Origin of the sequence: Pseudomonas akapageensis (genome assembly GCF_011355085.1) — a bacterium.
Classification (GTDB): domain Bacteria; phylum Pseudomonadota; class Gammaproteobacteria; order Pseudomonadales; family Pseudomonadaceae; genus Aquipseudomonas; species Aquipseudomonas akapageensis.
This window is the reverse complement of the sequence record NZ_VXCP01000032.1, coordinates 31,946-51,264: the sequence shown is the minus strand read 5'-3', so window position 1 is coordinate 51,264 and position 19,319 is coordinate 31,946. Positions and strand designations below refer to the sequence as shown.

Below are 19,319 nucleotides of genomic sequence, written 5' to 3'. Positions count from 1 at the left end.
CACCAAAGCCGCCGCCGAAGCCACCACCCAGGCCACCGCCGACCCCACCGGAACGACCACCACCCCCGCCTCTGCCGGTGATTCCCATCGCTTGCAGGACATAGAAAATGACGAAGAGCAGGATGATCAGCGTAACGACCCAGTTGCGCGGCAGCTCACCCTCACTGCCCGCCACCTGCTCCGGCTCGGCCAGCGGATTACCGCCGAGCACCTGGATCATTGCTGCGACACCGGCACTGATGCCCTGGCTGAAATTCCCTTGCTTGAACGCCGGCGTAATCAATTGGTTGATGATGACCGACGATTGCGCATCGGTCAGACGATCTTCCAGGCCGTAGCCGACTTCGATGCGCAGCTTGCGCTCGTCGCGGGCGACTATCAACAAGGCGCCGTTGTCCTTGCCCTTCTGCCCGATACCCCAATGGCGCCCGAGCTGGTAGCCATAGTCTTCGATATTGGTGCCTTGCAAGTCAGGCAGCGTCACCACCACGATCTGCTCGCCCGTACCTTGCTCATGGGCCTGAAGCATCTGAGTCAATTGCGCGACGCTGCGTGCGTCGAGCATCCCGGCCGTGTCGACGACACGGCCAGTCAGCGCCGGAAAGATCAACGCCGCCTGCACCAGGGCCGCAGCCAATAGCAGCATTAGCGCCAGCCCCAGCTTGAACCTGCGCATCAGAACTTCACTTGCGGCGCTTTATCGGCCTCAGGCGAAGTCGCTTCGAAGCTTTCGCGCACCGGCAGGCTGCTGTACATCAAGGTGTGCCAGATGCGACCTGGGAAAGTACGTATTTCGGTGTTGTAGCGTGCAACTGCCGCGATGAAGTCCTTGCGGGCAACGGCGATGCGGTTTTCCGTGCCTTCGAGTTGCGACTGCAAGGCCAGGAAGTTCTGGTTGGCCTTGAGGTCCGGGTAACGCTCGGATACCACCATCAGACGGCTGAGGGCGCCGCTCAATTGATCCTGAGCCTGCTGGAACTGTTTGAGCTTCTCAGGGTTGTCCAGGGTTTTGGCATCCACCTGGATGGACGTCGCCTTGGCCCTGGCTTCGATCACGGCCGTCAGGGTGTCCTGTTCATGCTGGGCGTAGCCCTTGACGGTTTCGACCAGGTTGGGGATCAGGTCGGCACGGCGCTGGTACTGGTTTTCGACCTGCCCCCAGGCTGCCTTGACCTGCTCGTCATAGGTCGGGATGTTGTTGATGCCGCAGCCTGCCAACAGCGTGGTCAGTGCCAGCAGCGCCATGACTTTCCAACGCCAGGCATAACCCGAATGTACTCGCATGCTCGATACGCTCCTTCGATTCACGGTGCAAATGTGGTGAACAGGCCTAAAACCCCGGCACTTGAGGCATAATCCGTGGCCGCTGCTGGACCATGTCGGCCTAATCGGCTAAAAGACTGCCCCAGCAAATTACAACAATAGCCGCTCTCCCAACTTCGGCCGAACAGTATTGACCGTAGGTACTGTTGCAGCCTTGAGAATCGAATTCATGAATAAGCTGTGTTTGCTGGGCCTGCTCGTCAGCCTGGCCAGTCATTCGGCCCTGGCCGACACGCCCTCGGAACTGCTGAAGAACAAGGAAGCGTTCATCGGCGACCTGATGAAACAGATGACCCTCGATGAAAAGATCGGGCAGCTGCGCTTGATCAGTATCGGCCCGGAAATGCCCCAGCCGCAGATTCTCAAGGAAATTGCCGCTGGCCGCATTGGCGGTACCTTCAACTCGATTACCCGAGGCGAAAACCGTCCGTTGCAGGACGCCGCGATCAAGAACAGTCGCCTGAAGATTCCGATGTTCTTCGCCTATGACGTGATTCACGGCCACAGGACCATCTTCCCGATTCCGCTGGCCCTGGCCTCGAGCTGGGACATGGACGCCATTGCCCTGACCGGTCGCACCTCGGCGATCGAAGCCAGTGCCGACGGCATCGACATGACCTTTGCGCCGATGGTCGACATTTCCCGCGACCCCCGTTGGGGCCGCACCAGCGAAGGCTTTGGCGAAGACACCTATATGGTCTCGCGCATTGCCAAGGTCATGGTCAATGCCTTCCAGGACCAGAGCGCCAGCTCGCCGACCAGCCTGATGGCCAGCGTCAAGCACTTCGCCCTGTACGGCGGCGTCGAAGGCGGCCGCGACTACAACACGGTCGACATGAGCCCCACACGCATGTACCAGGTCTACCTGCCACCCTACCGCGCCGCCATCGACGCCGGTGCCGGCGGGGTGATGGTGGCGCTGAACTCGGTCAATGGGGTGCCGGCCACGTCCAATACCTGGCTGATGCAGGACCTGCTGCGCAAGGAATGGGGCTTCAAGGGCGTGACCGTCAGCGACCACGGTGCGATCACCGAACTGGTGCGCCATGGCGTAGCCCGCGATGGCCGCGAGGCAGCGAAGCTGGCGATCAAGGCCGGTATCGACCTGAGCATGAACGACTCGCTGTATGGCCAGGAACTGCCAGGCCTGCTGAAGTCCGGCGAAATCAGCCAGAGCGACATCGACAATGCCGTACGTGAGGTGCTGGGCGCCAAGTACGACATGGGCCTGTTCGAGAACCCCTACCGGCGCATCGGTATCGCCAGCGAAGACCCGGCCGACACCAACGCCGAAGGCCGTCTGCACCGCGACGCCGCACGTGCCGTAGCGCGCAAGAGCCTGGTGTTGCTGAAGAACGAGAACCAGACCCTGCCGCTGAAGAAGCAGGGCACCATCGCCGTGGTCGGCCCGCTGGCCGATGCGCAGATCGACATGATGGGCAGCTGGGCCGCCGCTGGCGTGCCGGCCCAGTCGGTCACCCTGAACGACGGCGTTCGCCGCGCGGTTGGCGAACGGGCACGGGTGATCTACGCCAAGGGTGCCAACCTGACCCATGACAAGAAGATCATCGATTACCTGAACTTCCTCAACTTCGATCGTCCGGAAGTGGTGATCGATCCGCGACCGGCCAAGGTCATGATCGACGAAGCCGTTGCAGCGGCCAAACAGGCGGATGTCATCATCGCCGCGGTTGGCGAGTCACGCGGCATGTCCCATGAATCGTCGAGCCGCACCACGCTGGAAATCCCCGCCAGCCAGCGCGAGCTGATCACGGCGCTCAAGGCCACTGGCAAGCCGCTGGTGATCGTGCTGATGAACGGCCGTCCGCTGTCGCTGAGCTGGGAGCAGGAACAGGCCGACGCCATGCTGGAAACCTGGTTCAGTGGTACCGAAGGCGGCAATGCCATTGCCGACGTGCTGTTCGGCGACTACAACCCGTCCGGCAAACTGGCCATCACCTTCCCACGCTCGGTTGGACAGATTCCGTCGTACTACAACCACTTGAGCATCGGGCGGCCATTCACGCCTGGCAAACCGGGCAACTACACCTCGCAATACTTCGAGGAAGAAAACGGCCCGCTGTTTCCGTTCGGCTATGGCCTGAGCTACACCGATTTCAGCCTGTCCGAACTGACCCTGTCGAACCGTTCGCTGAAAAAGGGTGACCCGCTCGACGCCAGCATCTTTGTGAAGAACACCGGCAAGCGTGCAGGCGAAACCGTAGTGCAGTTGTACATCCAGGACGTGACGGCTTCCATGAGCCGCCCGGTCAAGGAATTGAAGAACTTCCAGAAAATCATGCTCAAGCCGGGTGAAGAGAAGATCGTTCACTTCACCATCAATGAGGAAGATTTGAAGTTCTACAACAGCCAGCTCAAGTTCGCTGCCGAGCCGGGTGAGTTCAATGTGCAGGTTGGGTTGGATTCGCAGGCGGTGAAGCAGCAAAGTTTCGAATTGCTTTAAAGCCACCCCTCACCCCAACCCTCTCCCCTGGGGGGAGAGGGAGCTATTTTGGGGTGTACTCGAGTTTTGTGGCCGACAAATATCGGCTCCCTCTCCCTCCGGGGAGAGGGCTGGGGTGAGGGGAGGCGCACACAAAATGCTATGGTGCCCTCCTCCGAACTTCCTCGACTCCATCCTCATGCACCTCCCCACCCGCGCCCTGCGCCTTTCCCTGATCGTTCTGCTGATCCTCGCCGGCACCCTGGTCGCGGCCGGCTGGGCGATGCGCCAGGCCGAGCACCGGGCGCTGATCGAAGATGCGGCGCGCGCCAACGAGCAATTGGGCCTGTATGCCAATTCACTGAATACCCTGATCGAACGCTACCGCGCCCTGCCCGCCGTACTGGCACTGGACCCGGAGTTGATCGGCGCCTTGAGCGGCCCGGTCGGCAAGGCAACCCAGGATGTGTTGAACAACAAGCTCGAGCGCATCAACGGCGCGGCCAACACCTCGAGCCTGGAGCTGCTCGATCGCACCGGCCTGGCGGTGGCTGCCAGTAACTGGCGCCTTCCCAGCAGCTACATCGGCCAGAACTATAGTTTTCGCCCCTATTTCAAGCAAACCCAAAGCCAGGGGGCGGGTCGCTTCTACGCTGTGGGCGTCACCAGTGGCATTCCGGGATACTTTCTATCGAGCGCCGTGACCGCTCAGAATGGCGCGTTTCTTGGCGCCATGGTGGTCAAACTAGAATTCCCGGAGCTGGAACGTGAATGGCGACAGGGCAACGACGTGTTGCTGGTCAGCGATGCGCGCGGGATTGTCTTCATCGCCAACCGGGATGGCTGGCGCTACCGTGAGTTGCAGCCACTGTCGGCCAGCGACCGCAGCGAACTGGCAACCACCCGGCAATACGACAAGCAACCGCTAACACCCTTGCAACATGACATTCTGGAAAGTTTCGCCGACAACAGCCATCTGACCCGTGTACAAGCCCCCGGAGGCGAGGCCAACTACCTGTGGGAGTCGCTGCCTTTGCCGACAGAAGGCTGGACACTGCACCTGCTGCGCCGCCCATTGACGGCCGCCGAAGATGGTCGCAATGCCGCATTGGCAGCGGCCGCCGTCTGGCTCAGCCTGGTGTTCCTGATTCTGTTCCTCAACCAGCGCTGGCGCCTGGCCCGTCTGCGCCAGCGCAGCCGCGAGGAACTGGAACGCCTGGTCGAAGAGCGCACCCGCGACCTGCGCACCGCCCAGGATGGACTGGTGCAGTCAGCAAAGCTCGCCGCGCTGGGGCAGATGTCCGCCGCGCTGGCCCATGAAATCAATCAACCCCTGACCACCCAGCGCATGCAATTGGCAACCCTGCGCCTGCTGCTCGATCATGGCCGGGTCGAAGAGGCCTGTCAGGCACTGATGCCCCTGGAGCAGATGCTGACACGCATGGCCGCCCTGACCAGCCACCTCAAGACGTTCGCCCGCAAGAGCCCCGGCGGCCTGCGCGAGCGCCTGGACCTGGCCCTGGTGGTCGATCAGGCCCTGCACCTGCTCGACCCGCGCATCCGCAGCGAGAACGTCAGCACTGCCCTGCACCTGGTCCGGCCAGCCTGGGTCCGTGGCGACGCCATTCGCCTGGAGCAGGTGCTGATCAACCTGCTGCGCAATGCCCTGGATGCCATGGGCGACAAACCGCTCAAGCGTCTGGTCATCCGCATTGAGGCCGATCACGGACACTGGCGCCTGAGCGTTGCCGATACCGGTGGCGGCATTGCTACCGAACACCTGGGCAATGTCTTCGATCCGTTCTTTACCACCAAACCCGTCGGTGAAGGCCTGGGTCTGGGGCTGGCGGTATCCTATGCCATCGTCCATGAACTGGGCGGCCATCTGCAGGTCGGCAACTGTGCCGAAGGCGCCCTCTTTACCCTGATCCTGCCCGCCGACTCGGAGCCCTTATGTTGAACTCGGTAATTGTCGTCGATGATGAAGCCAGTATCCGCAGCGCCGTGGAGCAATGGCTGAGCCTGTCAGGGTTCGAGGTGCAGTTGTTCAGCCGTGCCGAAGACTGCCTGGCGCAACTGCCCCGGCATTTCCCCGGGGTGGTGATCAGCGACGTACGCATGCCTGGCATGGACGGCCTGGAGCTGCTGCAAAAACTGCAGAACGAGGACCCCGACCTACCGGTCATTTTGCTTACCGGTCATGGCGACGTACCGATGGCCGTGGAGGCCATGCGCATCGGTGCCTACGATTTCCTGGAAAAACCCTTCAGCCCGCAAAGCCTGCTCAGCAGCCTGCGCCGAGCCCTGGAAAAACGCCGTTTGGTGCTGGAGAACCGCAGCCTGCATGAGCAGGCCGACATCAAGGCCAGGCTCGATTCGACCTTGCTCGGCGTCTCGCCGAGCCTGCAGACCCTGCGCCGGCAAGTGCAAGAACTGGCGCCGCTGCCGGTCAATGTGCTGATTCGCGGCGAAACCGGCAGTGGCAAGGAGCGGGTCGCCCGCTGCCTGCATGATTTCGGGCCTCGGGCAGACAAGCCTTTCGTCGCCCTCAACTGCGCGGCCATTCCGGAGCATTTGTTCGAGGCCGAGCTGTTCGGCCATGAAAGCGGCGCCTTCACCGGTGCCCAGGGCAAGCGCATCGGCAAGCTGGAGTACGCCGATGGCGGCACGGTGTTCTTCGACGAAATCGAAAGCATGCCACTGGCCCAGCAAGCCAAGCTGCTGCGTGTACTGCAGGAAAAGAAACTCGAACGCCTGGGCGCCAATCAGAGCATCTCGGTCGACCTGCGGATCATCGCGGCAACCAAGCCCGATCTACTGGAGCTGGCGCGCGCTGGTGGCTTTCGCGAGGACCTTGCCTATCGCCTGAACGTGGCCGAATTGCGCCTGCCGCCCCTGCGCGAGCGCCGCGAAGACATCGCGCAGCTGTTCGAATACTTTGCCCGCACTGCCGCTGAGCGCTTGGGCCGGACTGCCCCGCCGCTGTCCGGCGCCCAACTGGGTCGCCTGCTCAGCCACGACTGGCCCGGTAACGTACGCGAGCTGGCCAATGCCGCCGAACGCCATGCCCTGGGCCTGGGCGAACCTGCGCCGGAGCTGGCTGAAGCCGGCCAGTCGCTGGCAGCCCAGCAGGAAGCCTTCGAAGCCCAGTGCCTGCGCTCGGCGTTGAGCCGGCACAACGGCGACATCAAGGCGGTGCTCAATGAGCTGCAGCTGCCCAGGCGCACCCTGAACGAAAAGATGCAGCGCCATGGCTTGCTGCGCGAAGACTTCCTGAAAGACGCCTGATCGGCAATTTTCCGCTTATTGACACCCTGGCGATAAGCGATTTTCCGCTCACGCTTTCTCCGCGACCCTTCTAGCACGGGCGTTTCAATCCTGGCACAGGTCCTGCTATAGCCCTGTCAGGTTGCGTTTCGACGCGTCTACACAAAAACAACTAGAAGGATCCACCATGGATAATTCCACTACCTTGCCTGCTGGGGCGATAGCTTCGCCTGCCGTTGAAAAAACCACCCGAAGCCGCCTCAAAGCGATCTTCAGCGGCTCGGTCGGCAACATGGTCGAATGGTACGACTGGTACGTCTACGCGGCATTCTCCCTGTACTTCGCCAAAGCCTTTTTCCCTTCGGGCGATACCACCGCACAACTGCTCAATACCGCCGCGATCTTCGCCGTAGGCTTTCTGATGCGCCCGATCGGTGGCTGGCTTATGGGCCTGTACGCTGACCGCAAGGGCCGCAAGGCCGCACTGATGGTCTCGGTACTGATGATGTGCTTTGGCTCGCTGATCATCGCCCTGACCCCGAGTTACGAGACCATCGGTGTCGCTGCCCCGATCCTGCTGATCGTCGCACGCTTGCTGCAAGGCTTGTCCGTAGGTGGCGAATACGGCACTTCCGCCACCTACCTCAGCGAGATGGCGACCAAGGAACGTCGCGGCTTCTTCGCGAGCTTCCAGTACGTGACGCTGATCTCCGGCCAGCTCATCGCCCTGGGCGTGCTGATTGTCCTGCAGCAGACCCTGACCACCGAGCAGCTGTATTCCTGGGGCTGGCGCGTGCCGTTCGTCATCGGCGCCCTGTGTGCCGTGGTCGCGCTGTACCTGCGTCGTGGCATGGAGGAAACCGAGTCCTTCACCAAGAAGCAGGAAAAACCGAAAGAACCCCTGATGCGCACCCTGATGCGTCATCCCAAGGAGCTGCTGACCGTGGTCGGCCTGACCATGGGCGGCTGCCTGGCCTTCTACACCTACACCACCTACATGCAGAAATACCTGGTGAACACGGTCGGCATGAGCATCTCCGACTCGACCAGCATCTCGGCAGCCACCCTGTTCCTGTACATGTGCCTGCAGCCGGTGATCGGTTCGCTTTCGGACAAGATCGGCCGACGCCCGATCCTGATCGCCTTCGGCGTGCTCGGCACGATCTGCACCGTGCCGATCCTGACCACCCTGCACACCATCGAAACCTGGTGGGGCGCGTTCTTCCTGATCATGGCCGCGCTGATCATCGTCAGCGGCTATACCTCGATCAACGCGGTGGTCAAGGCCGAGCTGTTCCCGACCGAAATCCGCGCGCTGGGCGTTGGCCTGCCGTATGCCCTGACCGTATCGATCTTCGGTGGTACCGCCGAATACATCGCCCTGTGGTTCAAGAGCATCGGCATGGAGTCCGGCTACTACTGGTATGTCACTGCCTGTATCGCCTGTTCGTTGCTGGTGTATGTGTTCATGAAGGATACCCAGAAGCACTCGCGGATCGAGACCGACTGATCCTCCAGCTACAGCACAAACTCCTCGTTCCCACGCTCCGCGTGGGAATGCCATGCCAGACGCTCTGCGTCGACCTTCAAGAGCGCAACGTGGAGCGTCGCCGGAGGCATTCCCACGCGGAGCGTGGGAACGAGGAAGGTCGGAGATGAACCAAAAAAAAGGGGCAGCGCCAGTACTGGCCTGCCCCTTTCTTCTACTGCGCTCGATCAAGAAAGCTGCGGCGCAACCTCGCGCGCGCTTCGCCCCTTATAGAACGAAGCCAGGCCAATCATCGCCAGCAGAACCCCGCCCAGCACCAACGAAGAACCAATGGTTCCGAAATCCAGCCCACCCTTCTCATGGGGCTTGGTCAGGAAATCGCCAAGGGTTGCACCAAACGGCCGGGTCAGGACGAAGGCGGCCCAGAACAGCAGCACGGGAGACAGTTTGGTGAAGTAGCGAGCCAGCACCACCAAGGCGATGGTCGACCCGATCAACAAGGCACCCCCGGCAAAGCCAAGCCCGGAATCGTCCGCCAGAAAATCCCCCAGCGCCGTACCCAGGGTGTTGGAAAACAAAATCGCCATCCAGTAGAACATCTCGCCCCGGAAGCTCTGGATCTTGTTCACGTTCAGCGAATCGCCGCTCATGCGCCAAAGGGCAAAGATGGCCAGCAGGATACCGATCAGGATCATGGAGCCGGTGGCATAGCCCAGCCCGAGGGTGCGGTCCATGAAATCGGACATCGTCGTGCCGGCGGTGCTGGTCGACAGAATGACGAGCCAGTACAGCACAGGGTGATAAGCCCTGGAGAACAACTGCGTTACCAGGGTCAGCAGAAACACGCTGATCAGAATCAACGAGCTGATTGCATAGCCCACGTTCAGGGTCATGGACAGCAGATCGCCGGCTGTCTCGCCCAAGGTTGTCGCGCAGATTTTCATGACCCAGAAGGCCAGGGTTATCTGTGGAAGTTTGTTCATTCGGTGCAACGCTCCAGAAATGATTGATGTGGCTGTCCGGTCAGAAGGCGAACCAACCTCATTTGCAATACGGCGCGCAGGGTGAATGTTGCCCAGTCAAAAATGAGTCAATCGATCATCAAAAAAGCATGGCTACAGGAATTTTCAGGCTACAACTTGCCTCTTTTCCGCCTTGTCGCCACCTACCCACCACGCTAACCTACGCCCGTCGCTGCACATCAGCGATACGGGCTTGGCGGTCCGTTCGACAGTAATCGCAATTCCCCAACCTTCTTCGCAGGCGCTTTGTCGTACCTGCGAGATTGCGTTATGACGGGTTGCGCAGGGACTTCTTCGGAAGTGCTGGGTTCTACTGTCCCGGTCCGCCAACCTTGTGCAATCCGTCACCCTTTCCTGCTTGGCGGCAGGTGGTGATGGTTCCTCAACAGTAAGGAGCTTCATCAATGACCGATCTAACGGACTTAAAAACCTTCGGCACCACCTCCTTCGGCCGTTGCGGCCAAGGCGCCAACAAACTCTTCCGCATCACCCCTGACATCCCCGCCATCCAAGCCCTGGAATACGCCTCCAACTTGCAGGACTGCGCGAACAAGCTGGCAGTGCAGCTGGCCATGGGCGAAGGCTGCGCACAAACAGCGTGGTCGACTTTCTATCTCGGAGAAATGGCCAAGGCGATTATCGATGACATGACAGCGACATTGTCTCGTTTCGAAAATTAGGAAAAGGGGACAAATTTATTTTCTACTCTAAAGCTGACTATCTGGACAAAATTAGAGTGGCAAAAATAAATCTGTCCCTTTTCGGTCCCAGTGAGGTATGTGTATGTCGGTTATCTCGACGTGGATCGAGACCGTTAGCTTTCAGAAAGTTTGAGCAATCCAACAGCTAGAAGCAGCCATGCCGCGCCACTGAAGAGTAAGCTGGCTGAGATACCCATTAGCCGCTTTATCTCGGCGGGAAATTTGCGTACTTCCTCGGGATCGAGCTCACCGCGTCGAATTTGAATCTTTGGCCAAAGCACGAAGCCTGCAGTGAAGGAGACCTGCATGCAGCGCGAATGGAAATCGAATCCTGCACAACGCCTCGTATAGTTCTGCACGCCAGGACTATTGGGAAAAGCTGTGATTATCCGTTCGTAGTGTTGGTAAGTCGTATAGGCAAGAACCGCCATGCCAGATAAACCAATCACAAAAGGGGCTAGAAGGAATGATATCTGTAGATCCAATGGCCAGCTTTCATACCATGTATTGAAGTTGATCACTCCAAGCCCCTCTCAAAAATTTTCTCTCCTATCTGTTCACCCCCCCATTCACCTCCCAATCCTCCAGCATAAGATGCGCCTCCGACCACCACCAAGACGCAAAGTGCTGCACCAACTCCCGCCGAGCCAAGACCGATGACTGCGCATAGCTTGGGTGCTGCCAGACCTCCCAAGTGGCCTACCACCGCTCCGCCGCCCAAGCCACCAATGAAGCTGCCGGCCTCGGTAAACCGAATCTTTTGGCACTCCTCCGTTTCGCCAGCACGGCAAACCTCCTGAACTTTGGCATAGGAAGAGATACCCCCCAAATCCGACGCCAATATAGCCCCCATACTTCAGATACTTGGCCGCCTTGGCGATCTGTTCCATATACGTGGCATAGCCGAATATGTACCCAGAAGCGCCGGAACGGCTCCAGTGATGCACCGGGCTACTGCTGGCCATACCCAGGTCGCGACGCAGGCTGTCGTAACTGCCAAGGTCGATTTGCTTGTTGAGGAAGGTGGTTTTCAATTGGGCATCGAGCTGGCTGTAGAGCTGACGGCGCGTATCAAAGAACGTCTTGCTTCGCAGGTGACCATGGGCCGTGAGTTCCCGTTGATGCAAAAGCTCGAGACTGCGCAGGGTACCCTCTACCTGCTTGAGCCCCTTGTCTAGCATGTCCTTTCCGACGCCCATCGCTTCGCTCGCCCCGCCGGTGAGGAGGGCAATTTCGCCGAGATGGCGCGCCATGAAGTTGGCCTCTTCTTCGCTCAGCGGCGCCAGGGCTTCGCGAACTTGGACGGCCGCGGCCATCATGGCGGCATCCTCGCGGGTGCAGGCTGTTGGGTTGTACGGATCGCCGAGGACAAAAAGTTCGCCGGCCTTGAAGCCGTGGCCAAAGGAGGGGTTGAGCTGCTTGAGTCGATTGATCAATTGCGCCGCTGGGTAGGGATTGAGTTCGCGCAGGACCTGCTCACCGGACATGCTGTGGGGCACAATATAGAAACCGGGCTCCAGTGCGGACGCAGGCACGGGTGCGGGCATGACCGGTGCTGCGCTGCTCTTCGTGGCAGCGGCGTTGGCCATTGTCGGCGCAGCATTGTTCGTTGAGGGCGCGGTACCGGGCATATTGCTACGAGCGCTTGGTTGTTGCGGTTGCTCAAGTGGAGCAATCAACTGGTTAGTGCCCGGAGGGCAGCCGCAGTGGACTCGCGCTCCGTGCAGCACAGTCGGAATCCCATTCCATTTCATGGCGGGAAGACTGTCGACAATGACGCCAGCTTTTCCGCACTTTTTGCACGGGGTGGTCGTATCCCCCAGTCGCAATACCCCCCGTCCGCCGTGCGCCGCATTGGGAAGACTGCTGATGCACACGGCTCCGGTGGTCGTCAGGTCGCCGTCCAGCCCTTGCCCTATTCCATTGACCGCTCCACGTGCCATGGCTCAGCCCTCCACTACTGGCAGGAAATCGTCTGCCATCGGCACGCCGTCCCGCACCGCGATCAAGGCAAGGCCTTGCAGCGTATCGATGATCTCGTCGCCATTGCTCAAAAGGCTCCCGACCAACGCCAAGTGTTCATATTCGAATCCTGCGCCAGTGACGATCTGAGCCTTGCGGCCATCGTCGTACACAACGTAATCGCCTACCTGTGCTACGCAGACTTGCTGTCCGTTATCCAGAATGATCTCCATGGGCGATGTCGCTTGCTGGATCTCCCCGCCGTCACGGGTACGGCTGCCGGCGGATGCGAACCGGTAGATGGCGCAAGGGGGATGGGCCTGGAGATAAACTTGATTTTGACGAATAGCGGCTATGGCCTCTTCGCGGAACTCGACGATCTGCTGATCTGTGAAAGGGGACTTGTCCAGAGTGCGAAGAAATTCAGGGGAGATTTCGTTGGTGAAGCGCTGGGGCAAAGGTGCGTTCATTTCTATGATCCTGATCCTTGGTGGCCTTGGGTTGCTTTCCCCCGTCATCGTGGCGACAGCGGGGTAAATTCAAAGTCAGCAGGCTGGACCCTAAAGTCATGATCACTGGAGATAAATCGGAAATTTCTGAAAACTATGCCGGACGCAGCCTTCGGCGGCGGTGTACCAAATCGGCGTAGCCACTGCCGTTAGGCTGCGCTGGAGTCCCGCAGGGACTCCCTCAGCGATCTTGAGTGCCTGCGTCCGCTACGCGCCCGAGCGCAGCCTTCGGCAGCGGCTACAGGTGTACGACCGCACCGGCGTTGGGCGCATCAACTAACGGTTGAACACGGCTTAATAGCCCGGCTTGGCGGGCTTAGTTGATTTGGAAAAGCGTTTTTTTCAACCCTCACAGTGGCACCCCCCGCCAATGCCTTGCACACTGTGGACCTGTTTAGGCAAAGGCCCGGTGGGGCGACAAGGAATACGGCAATGGCTGACGAGATGTACTACTACGAACCCGCCCAGGGCCATGGATTGCCCCATGACCCCTTCAACGCCATCGTTGGCCCGCGGCCAATCGGCTGGATCTCTTCACATGACCGTGAAGGCCGCCTGAACCTGGCGCCCTACAGCTTCTTCAATGCGTTCAACTACATTCCGCCGATCGTTGGGTTCTGCAGCGTCGGGCGCAAGGACAGCCTGAACAACATCGAGCAAACCGGCGAGTTCGCCTGGAGCCTGGCGACCCGGCCGCTGGCCGAAGCCATGAACCAGAGCAGCGCCGCCGTAGCCCCGGAAGTCGACGAGTTCGCCTTCAGCGGCCTCACACCCGTCGACTCGAAGATCATCTCGGTGCCCCGCGTACTGGAAAGCCCCGTCTCCTTCGAGTGCAAGGTGACGCAGATCATTCAGCTGCAACGCGCCGACCAGGAAAAGGTGCCGAGCTGGCTGGTGTTGGGCGAAGTGGTCGCGGTGCACATTGCCACCTCCTTGCTCAAGGAAGGTATCTATGACACGGCTGCTGCCGAGCCGATCCTGCGTGGCGGTGGCCCGGCCGACTTTTTCCAACTGGGCCAACTGTTCAGGATGTACCGCCCGAAAGTGGACAAATAATTGGCTCATCGCAGGTTAACGTGAGAATGCCTGAGCAATGCGGACTCTGTAGGAGCGGGCTCGGCGCTGACCAATAGCCCCCCAAAAATAATTACCAGACCAGCTCACCGTCTTCAGTGACACTGACCAATTTGGCCAGTTCCAGGGTCGCAGCGTCGTCTGCCTCGAATGCCTTGGCGAAGGTCTGGCCTTCAAGCACCTTGTGAAAGCGCGGCGCGCCCCCTGCATTTAGGGCCTTGACGGCAATCGCCGCGCTGTAGCCGCCCTCCCATGGAACCACTGCGGAAACCGCTTCGTACTGTTCGAATTCTCTACGTGCCATGTCGCTTGTCCCGGCCAATTGATCAATGGCCGCTATTCTAACCTCGGCGCTGGCCTGAAACATCGCTGAAGGTATGCAGGTCAAGGCTGCTGACCATCAGTTCCTGCACCACCTCGCTGAAGACTTGCATGGCCGGCGAACCCAGGTAGGCGGTCATGGCGCCCTCATCGGTCCAGAATCCGCTGACCAGCCACAAATGGTCATCGCATTGCGAACGCTGCAAGGCGAAGTGCAGGCAGCCCGGCGCTTGGCGTGAAGGTTCGAGCAAACGATCCAGGCGCTCGCCCAAAGCGGCGGAACTGCCGACATTGGCGCGGATAAAGGCGAGGTGACTAACCGGTTGAGGTGAAGTCATGAGCGGGTCTCCCGTGATGATCGAAGCAGGCATCTGCCACGGAACCAAGGTTAAGCCGCCCACTGCGCATGCCGTTAGGCGATTCCTGCACCCGGCTTGCCTGATCCTGCACGGGCTGCAGAATCAGGCAAGAATCGCGCAGAATCCACCTACCGCCAGCGCTTGCCCGATCGTATGCTGAATCCACATTCCCCCAGGGTACATGGCATGTCTCACCTCGAAGCCGCGCACGCCCCGCTCGACCCGCTGCTGGAGCAGCAGCGCGCCGAACTTGCCGGGCTGATCAGCCGCCATACCGTCACATCCGGTATTTTCGACACGGCCGTGCAGGCCCTGTTCCTGTCGCGCTATGACGAATGCATTCAGTCCTTCCCGACCCTCGCGCAACCGGCCCTGTGCATCATGGCCCAGGGCAGCAAGGAGGTTCGCCTGGGCGAAGAGACGTACCGCTACGATGCGCTGAACTACATGGTGGTTTCGGTCTCCATGCCGATCAGCGGACGCCTGCTCGAAGCGCGCCCCGACTATCCGAGCCTGGCCATTCGGCTGGACATTGACCCCGCCGAGATCAACGCATTGATCGCCGAAGCCGGGCCCATGGGCGTGCCGAGCCGTCCCGCCGGGCGCGGTCTGTATGTGGACACACTGGATACGACATTGCTCGATGCGGTCGTGCGCCTGGTGCGCTTGCTCGATACGCCGAAGGACATCGCCATGCTGGCGCCACTGGTTCGCCGGGAGATTCTCTACCGTTTGCTGCGCAGCCAGCAGGGCCATCGCCTGTATGAAATTGCTGTCAGCAACAGCCAGACCCATCGGGTGAGCCAGGCGGTCCAGTGGCTCAACGGCAATTTCCATATGCCCCTGCGCATCGACGACCTGGCCCGCGAGGTCAACCTGAGCGTCTCGACCCTGCATCATCGCTTCAAGGCCGTGACGTCCATGAGCCCCTTGCAGTATCAGAAACAGCTGCGCCTGCAGGAAGCCAGAAGGCTGATGCTCAACGAGGGTCTGGAAGCGTCGGCGGCCGGGTATCGCGTCGGCTATGAAAGCCCGTCGCAATTCAGCCGCGAGTACAGTCGGTTATATGGTGCGCCGCCGCTGCGGGATCTGGCGCGATTGCGCCAGACCTTGTGATGCAACGGCCGGTCAGTGCTTCAACAAGCCGCCATCGACCGGAATCATCGCGCCAGTGACGTAACTCGCCAGAGGGCTGGCCAGGAACGCCGCGACCGCGCCGAATTCTTCGGGATTACCGTAGCGCCCCACGGGAATCTGCGCCTGCTCCTGATCGACAAGCGTCGACAGGGCAATCCCTGTACTTTGCGCATCCGCCTGAATCAGGCTCTGGGTGCGCTCGGTCCAGAAACTGCCCGGCATCAAGGTGTTGACGGTGACCCCATCGGCGGCGACTTCAGTGGCCAGGGTCTTGCCCCAGTTCGCCAGCGCCGCGCGCAAGGCACTGGACAGCACCAGGCCGGGAATCGGCTCGACCACGCTGGTCGAGGAAATCATCAGAATCCGGCCAAAACCCCGTGCGCGCATACCGGGCAGGAAGGCTTCAGTCAGTTTCAAGGTGTACAGCAGCATGGCGTCCAGCTGCTTGTGCCATAGCTCCGGTGCGAAGTCGCCGCTGGCCTGACCGGGTGGCGGGCCACCGTTGTTGCCCAGCAGGATGTCCGGCTCGCCGATGCAGGCGCGGACTTGCTCGATCACCCCGTCCAATGCCGCAATGTCACTCAGGTCGGCAACCACGGCATGGGCCTGGCCACCTTCCCCACGAATACGCTCTACCGCCTGCTCCAGTCGTGCCGGATTACGCGCCAGCAGACAAACCCGCACGCCCTCGCGAGCCAACGCCTGAGCCACGCCGAAGCCCAGGCCCGAGCTGCCCGCACAAATCAACGCAGTGCGATTTTCCAGAGAAAGATTCATCAGCGCTCCCTTTCATGCAATGGCTTGCCCGCACAGCTGGCGGACAAGCCAGTGTCATTTCAAGCCGTCAGAACCCGGCATGCCTCAGCCGGAATTGTGATCGAAACCGGATGACCGACGCTCAGGCCGATATCCTGGTTAGGCGTGCTCAGTGCCGTCAGCGAAACCCCGGAGCAATCAATGGTGGTTTCGATGGTCGCACCGATATCACGTACGAAGGTCACCTTGCCCAACAGGCGATTGCCCGCCGATGCCTGCGCCGAGGATAGCTGCAAGTCTTCGGGGCGCACCAGCATCTTGATCCGGGAACCGGCCTGAATACTGCTGCAGATCGGCACCTCGAGCGCATCACCGCCCGGCAGGCTGACCCGGCCGTTGCCCAGCGCGGTGGCCGGGAAGATATTGCCGGTGCCGATAAAGTCTGCAACGAACTCGTTGGCCGGGTTGCGGTAGATCTCGATCGGCGTGCCGACCTGCTGGATCTTGTGCTCGCCCAGTACGACCACGATATCGGCCATGGTCATGGCTTCGCGCTGGTCGTGGGTCACCAGGATGGTGGTGATGTTGAGGCGCTGTTGCAGCTGGCGAATTTCCACCTGCATGGACTCACGCAACTTGGCATCGAGCGCCGACAGCGGTTCGTCGAGCAAGAGAATCTTCGGATGCGACGCGATCGCACGGGCGATGGCCACACGCTGGCGCTGGCCACCGGAGAGCTTGGCGACCGGGCGATCGACCATCTGCGACAGCTGGATCATTTGCAGCAATTCAGTGACCCGCGCCTTCTGGTCCGCCTTGCTGACACCGCGCAGCTTCAACGGATAGGCGATGTTCTCGCCCACCGTCATGTGCGGGAACAGCGCCAGCGACTGGAACACCATGCCGAAATTGCGCTCGTGCGCCGGCGTATGGCCGATGTTTTCGCCGTCCAGGCGGATTTCGCCTGCGGTCAAGGTTTCCAGCCCCGCGATCATGCGCAGCAGAGTGGTCTTGCCACACCCCGAAGGGCCGAGGAAACACACCAGCTTGCCTTCGGGCAGGTGCAGGTTGACGTCTTTTACCGCGCAAGCCGAGCCGTAGCGTTTCTCGACATTTTCCAGAATAAGTCCGGTCATTTTACTTAACCTCAAAAATCAGAACGAAACGCCACCTTCACCGACCAGCTTCTCCAACGCCCAGATCAGGACGAAGTCGATCAGCACGATCAGCACGGCAAACGAGAACACGGTCGGGTCCAGCGAGGAAACGGTGCGGCTGTACATCCAGATCGGCACGGTCATCACATCGATGGTGTAGAGGAAATAGGTCACGGTGAACTCGTTGAACGAGACGATGAACGCCAACAGCATCCCGGCCAGAATCCCGGACTTCATCAGCGGCACTACCACATCGATGATGGCGCGCATGGGCGAAGCGCCGAGCATCTGCGCCGCCTCTTCGACTTCGGTGCCGATGGAGAGCATCGCCGCGGTGCAGTTTTTCACCACGAAAGGCAGTGCCAGGATGACGTGAGCAATCACCAGCCGCGAAGTCGTCAGGTGGAACGGCAGGCTGTCGAACACCAGCAGCATCGCCAGGCCCAGTACCACCATCGGGAACACCAGCGGCAGCGACATCAGCTGCAGGGCCACGGCCTTGCCACGAAACTCGCAGCGGGTCAGCGCATAGGCGGCCGGGACCGCGATCAGCGTTGCCAGCACCATGGTCAGGCAGGACACCAGCAGGCTGGTACCCAGCGCCTGGCCCAGGCTCAGGACATCACTGGAGTCGGGAGAAACGAAGGTTTTCCAGGCTGCCTGGTACCACTGCAGGCTGTAGCTGCTCGGTGGAAAGTCCAGGTTCGAGGCGCCACTGAAGGACATGACGATCATGGTCAGGATCGGCATAACCGCCAACAGCAGAATGAACCCCGACAGGATGCCTGCAAAGCGTCCGGTGTCACCGGGCAAGGTCGGCTGGAAACGGATCAGGCCTTTCAAGGGGCTACTCATTGCGAAGCCTCCAGCATGCGGCGGCGACGGCCACTCAAGTATTCGGAGAGGGTCATGATGATCAGGGTGGTGACGATCAGCACCACACCGGCAGCCGACGCGGCGGGCCAGTTCATCAACGGCGCGATCTGGTCATGGACCATCACCGCGAGCATCGGCACGCGGCGGCCGCCCAGCAACAATGGCACGACAAAGCTGCTGGCGTTGTAGGCGAACACCAGGGTGGCGCCGGTGATGATGCCCGGCATGCTCATCGGCAGGACCACCTGGCGGAACACCTGCAGGCGGCTGGCGCCCAGGGTCGCGGCGGCCTCTTCAAAGCTGCGCGATACGCCGCGCATGGCGCTGGCGATTGGCAGCACCGCCAATGGGAAGGCGGTCTGAACCAGGCCCATCAGTACGCCGTTCTGGTTGTACAGCATCATGATCGGGCGCTTGATCAGGCCAAGGCCCAGCAACGCCTTGTTGAGCATCCCTGCCGGCCCGAGGATGACCAGCCAGCCATAGCTTTGCAGCAGCAGGTTGACCAGCAGCGGCAGCAGCACCGCGGCCAGGAAGATCCGCCGCACCAGCGGCGACTGCAGGCGCGACATGGTGTACGCCACCGGAATGGCCAGCACCACGGCAATCACAGCGCTGATCAAGGCCAGGCGCAAGGTCAGCAGCAGGGACTTCAGGTAATAGGGTTCGAGCAGCTGCGCGTAGCTGGCCAGGCTGAAGCCTGTCCATTCCGCGCCCTTGGTGCCCACGCTCATGCGCAGCACCAGCAAGCTGGCCGCAATCAGTACGGCAAGAAACAACATCGACGGCGTCAGGAAAAACCAGGCGCGCGCCGTCGGCGAAATCGCTCGGGGCGGGCGCACGGGCGCCTCACCGACCGAACGGGTCAGATTGGGATGCTGCATATCGGTTATCTCGGTAAAACTGAAGTTACCAGCCCCGTG

Annotated in this window: 19 protein-coding genes; 7 read left to right on the top strand and 12 right to left on the bottom strand. The window is 60.7% G+C overall.

The window, feature by feature from the left end; translation table 11 throughout:
- Together F2S13_RS19635 and F2S13_RS19630 are read right to left on the bottom strand one after the other, a co-directional pair.
- Positions 1-676, bottom strand: a 676-nt coding sequence (locus F2S13_RS19635; RefSeq protein ID WP_166363830.1) for a TPM domain-containing protein, incomplete at its 3' end; no start/stop codon positions are given.
- Entirely contained in the window at positions 676-1,284 is a 609-nt protein-coding gene (locus tag F2S13_RS19630) for a LemA family protein (protein WP_166363828.1), read from the bottom strand. The genes F2S13_RS19630 and F2S13_RS19635, both read right to left, overlap by 1 nt.
- Positions 1,285-1,492: 208 nt before the next feature.
- Between F2S13_RS19630 and bglX the strand changes: the two genes are divergently transcribed.
- From bglX to F2S13_RS19610, 4 genes are all read left to right on the top strand, one after another.
- A complete protein-coding gene (bglX, locus tag F2S13_RS19625; protein ID WP_166363826.1) occupies positions 1,493-3,787 on the top strand; it encodes a beta-glucosidase BglX in 2,295 nt (764 codons plus the stop codon).
- A 178-nt stretch (positions 3,788-3,965) separates the two neighbouring features.
- Positions 3,966-5,726, top strand: a complete 1,761-nt coding sequence (locus F2S13_RS19620) for an ATP-binding protein (protein ID WP_166363824.1) — start codon at positions 3,966-3,968, stop codon at positions 5,724-5,726.
- Positions 5,720-7,054, top strand: a complete 1,335-nt coding sequence (locus tag F2S13_RS19615) for a sigma-54-dependent transcriptional regulator (RefSeq protein ID WP_166363822.1) — start codon at positions 5,720-5,722, stop codon at positions 7,052-7,054. Before F2S13_RS19620 ends, F2S13_RS19615 begins: the two co-directional genes overlap by 7 nt.
- 166 nt (positions 7,055-7,220) lie before the next feature.
- The gene (locus F2S13_RS19610; RefSeq protein WP_166363820.1) at positions 7,221-8,543 is read left to right on the top strand and encodes an MFS transporter; all 1,323 of its coding nucleotides are present in this window, start codon (positions 7,221-7,223) and stop codon (positions 8,541-8,543) included.
- A 206-nt stretch (positions 8,544-8,749) separates the two neighbouring features.
- On the opposite strand, the gene F2S13_RS19605 is transcribed toward F2S13_RS19610, so the two are convergent.
- On the bottom strand, positions 8,750-9,505 hold the full coding sequence (locus F2S13_RS19605) for a COG4705 family protein (RefSeq protein ID WP_166363818.1): 756 nt from the start codon (positions 9,503-9,505) through the stop codon (positions 8,750-8,752).
- Between the two features lie 443 nt (positions 9,506-9,948).
- Between F2S13_RS19605 and F2S13_RS19600 the strand changes: the two genes are divergently transcribed.
- Positions 9,949-10,224 carry a DUF3077 domain-containing protein gene (locus F2S13_RS19600; protein ID WP_166363816.1) on the top strand — a complete coding sequence of 92 codons (276 nt, stop codon included), beginning with the start codon at positions 9,949-9,951 and terminating at the stop codon, positions 10,222-10,224.
- 134 nt (positions 10,225-10,358) lie between these two features.
- On the opposite strand, the gene F2S13_RS19595 is transcribed toward F2S13_RS19600, so the two are convergent.
- The 3 genes from F2S13_RS19595 to F2S13_RS19585 are packed head-to-tail and all read right to left on the bottom strand — an operon-like array spanning position 10,359 to position 12,677.
- Complete coding sequence (locus F2S13_RS19595; protein ID WP_166363814.1) at positions 10,359-10,766, bottom strand: hypothetical protein; 408 nt, start codon at positions 10,764-10,766, stop codon at positions 10,359-10,361.
- A gap of 48 nt (positions 10,767-10,814) precedes the next feature.
- The gene (locus tag F2S13_RS19590; RefSeq protein ID WP_246237949.1) at positions 10,815-12,188 is read right to left on the bottom strand and encodes a PAAR domain-containing protein; all 1,374 of its coding nucleotides are present in this window, start codon (positions 12,186-12,188) and stop codon (positions 10,815-10,817) included.
- Positions 12,189-12,191: 3 nt separating this feature from the next.
- Positions 12,192-12,677: a PAAR domain-containing protein gene (locus F2S13_RS19585; RefSeq protein WP_166363812.1), complete on the bottom strand. Its 486-nt coding sequence runs from the start codon at positions 12,675-12,677 to the stop codon at positions 12,192-12,194.
- 471 nt (positions 12,678-13,148) lie between these two features.
- Here F2S13_RS19585 and F2S13_RS19580 point away from each other — a divergent pair, with 471 nt between their 5' ends.
- On the top strand, positions 13,149-13,772 hold the full coding sequence (locus F2S13_RS19580) for a flavin reductase family protein (RefSeq protein ID WP_166363810.1): 624 nt from the start codon (positions 13,149-13,151) through the stop codon (positions 13,770-13,772).
- Between the two features lie 91 nt (positions 13,773-13,863).
- Here F2S13_RS19580 and F2S13_RS19575 read toward each other — a convergent pair whose 3' ends face one another.
- Together F2S13_RS19575 and F2S13_RS19570 are read right to left on the bottom strand one after the other, a co-directional pair.
- Positions 13,864-14,094, bottom strand: coding sequence for a hypothetical protein (locus F2S13_RS19575; protein ID WP_246237948.1), 231 nt, complete (start codon positions 14,092-14,094; stop codon positions 13,864-13,866).
- Positions 14,095-14,131: 37 nt separating this feature from the next.
- On the bottom strand, positions 14,132-14,449 hold the full coding sequence (locus F2S13_RS19570; RefSeq protein ID WP_166363806.1) for a putative quinol monooxygenase: 318 nt from the start codon (positions 14,447-14,449) through the stop codon (positions 14,132-14,134).
- A 207-nt stretch (positions 14,450-14,656) separates the two neighbouring features.
- On the opposite strand from F2S13_RS19570, the gene F2S13_RS19565 reads away from it, so the two are divergent.
- Positions 14,657-15,586, top strand: coding sequence for an AraC family transcriptional regulator (locus F2S13_RS19565; RefSeq protein WP_166363804.1), 930 nt, complete (start codon positions 14,657-14,659; stop codon positions 15,584-15,586).
- Between the two features lie 12 nt (positions 15,587-15,598).
- Here the strand turns inward: F2S13_RS19565 and F2S13_RS19560 are convergent, their stop codons facing one another.
- Genes F2S13_RS19560 through F2S13_RS19545 form a run of 4 tightly spaced genes read right to left on the bottom strand, consistent with a single transcriptional unit; the run spans position 15,599 to position 19,280 of the window.
- Complete coding sequence (locus tag F2S13_RS19560) at positions 15,599-16,384, bottom strand: SDR family oxidoreductase (protein ID WP_166363802.1); 786 nt, start codon at positions 16,382-16,384, stop codon at positions 15,599-15,601.
- Between the two features lie 59 nt (positions 16,385-16,443).
- On the bottom strand, positions 16,444-17,499 hold the full coding sequence (locus F2S13_RS19555; RefSeq protein WP_166363800.1) for an ABC transporter ATP-binding protein: 1,056 nt from the start codon (positions 17,497-17,499) through the stop codon (positions 16,444-16,446).
- An 18-nt stretch (positions 17,500-17,517) separates the two neighbouring features.
- Complete coding sequence (locus tag F2S13_RS19550; protein ID WP_166363798.1) at positions 17,518-18,375, bottom strand: ABC transporter permease; 858 nt, start codon at positions 18,373-18,375, stop codon at positions 17,518-17,520.
- Positions 18,372-19,280: an ABC transporter permease gene (locus F2S13_RS19545; protein ID WP_166363832.1), complete on the bottom strand. Its 909-nt coding sequence runs from the start codon at positions 19,278-19,280 to the stop codon at positions 18,372-18,374. Before F2S13_RS19545 ends, F2S13_RS19550 begins: the two co-directional genes overlap by 4 nt.
- Positions 19,281-19,319 lie beyond the last annotated feature (39 nt).

Bases quoted from the DNA above. Each gene is read 5' to 3' on its own strand.
- F2S13_RS19615 (WP_166363822.1), top strand. From the start codon at position 5,720: ATGTTGAACTCGGTAATTGTCGTCGATGATGAAGCCAGTATCCGCAGC.
- F2S13_RS19605 (WP_166363818.1), bottom strand. From the start codon at position 9,505: ATGAACAAACTTCCACAGATAACCCTGGCCTTCTGGGTCATGAAAATC.
- F2S13_RS19590 (WP_246237949.1), bottom strand. From the start codon at position 12,188: ATGGCACGTGGAGCGGTCAATGGAATAGGGCAAGGGCTGGACGGCGAC.
- F2S13_RS19600 (WP_166363816.1), top strand. From the start codon at position 9,949: ATGACCGATCTAACGGACTTAAAAACCTTCGGCACCACCTCCTTCGGC.
- F2S13_RS19575 (WP_246237948.1), bottom strand. From the start codon at position 14,094: ATGGCACGTAGAGAATTCGAACAGTACGAAGCGGTTTCCGCAGTGGTT.
- F2S13_RS19585 (WP_166363812.1), bottom strand. From the start codon at position 12,677: ATGAACGCACCTTTGCCCCAGCGCTTCACCAACGAAATCTCCCCTGAA.
- F2S13_RS19580 (WP_166363810.1), top strand. From the start codon at position 13,149: ATGGCTGACGAGATGTACTACTACGAACCCGCCCAGGGCCATGGATTG.
- bglX (WP_166363826.1), top strand. From the start codon at position 1,493: ATGAATAAGCTGTGTTTGCTGGGCCTGCTCGTCAGCCTGGCCAGTCAT.
- F2S13_RS19610 (WP_166363820.1), top strand. From the start codon at position 7,221: ATGGATAATTCCACTACCTTGCCTGCTGGGGCGATAGCTTCGCCTGCC.
- F2S13_RS19565 (WP_166363804.1), top strand. From the start codon at position 14,657: ATGTCTCACCTCGAAGCCGCGCACGCCCCGCTCGACCCGCTGCTGGAG.
- F2S13_RS19555 (WP_166363800.1), bottom strand. From the start codon at position 17,499: ATGACCGGACTTATTCTGGAAAATGTCGAGAAACGCTACGGCTCGGCT.
- F2S13_RS19545 (WP_166363832.1), bottom strand. From the start codon at position 19,280: ATGCAGCATCCCAATCTGACCCGTTCGGTCGGTGAGGCGCCCGTGCGC.
- F2S13_RS19550 (WP_166363798.1), bottom strand. From the start codon at position 18,375: ATGAGTAGCCCCTTGAAAGGCCTGATCCGTTTCCAGCCGACCTTGCCC.
- F2S13_RS19620 (WP_166363824.1), top strand. From the start codon at position 3,966: ATGCACCTCCCCACCCGCGCCCTGCGCCTTTCCCTGATCGTTCTGCTG.
- F2S13_RS19630 (WP_166363828.1), bottom strand. From the start codon at position 1,284: ATGCGAGTACATTCGGGTTATGCCTGGCGTTGGAAAGTCATGGCGCTG.
- F2S13_RS19570 (WP_166363806.1), bottom strand. From the start codon at position 14,449: ATGACTTCACCTCAACCGGTTAGTCACCTCGCCTTTATCCGCGCCAAT.
- F2S13_RS19560 (WP_166363802.1), bottom strand. From the start codon at position 16,384: ATGAATCTTTCTCTGGAAAATCGCACTGCGTTGATTTGTGCGGGCAGC.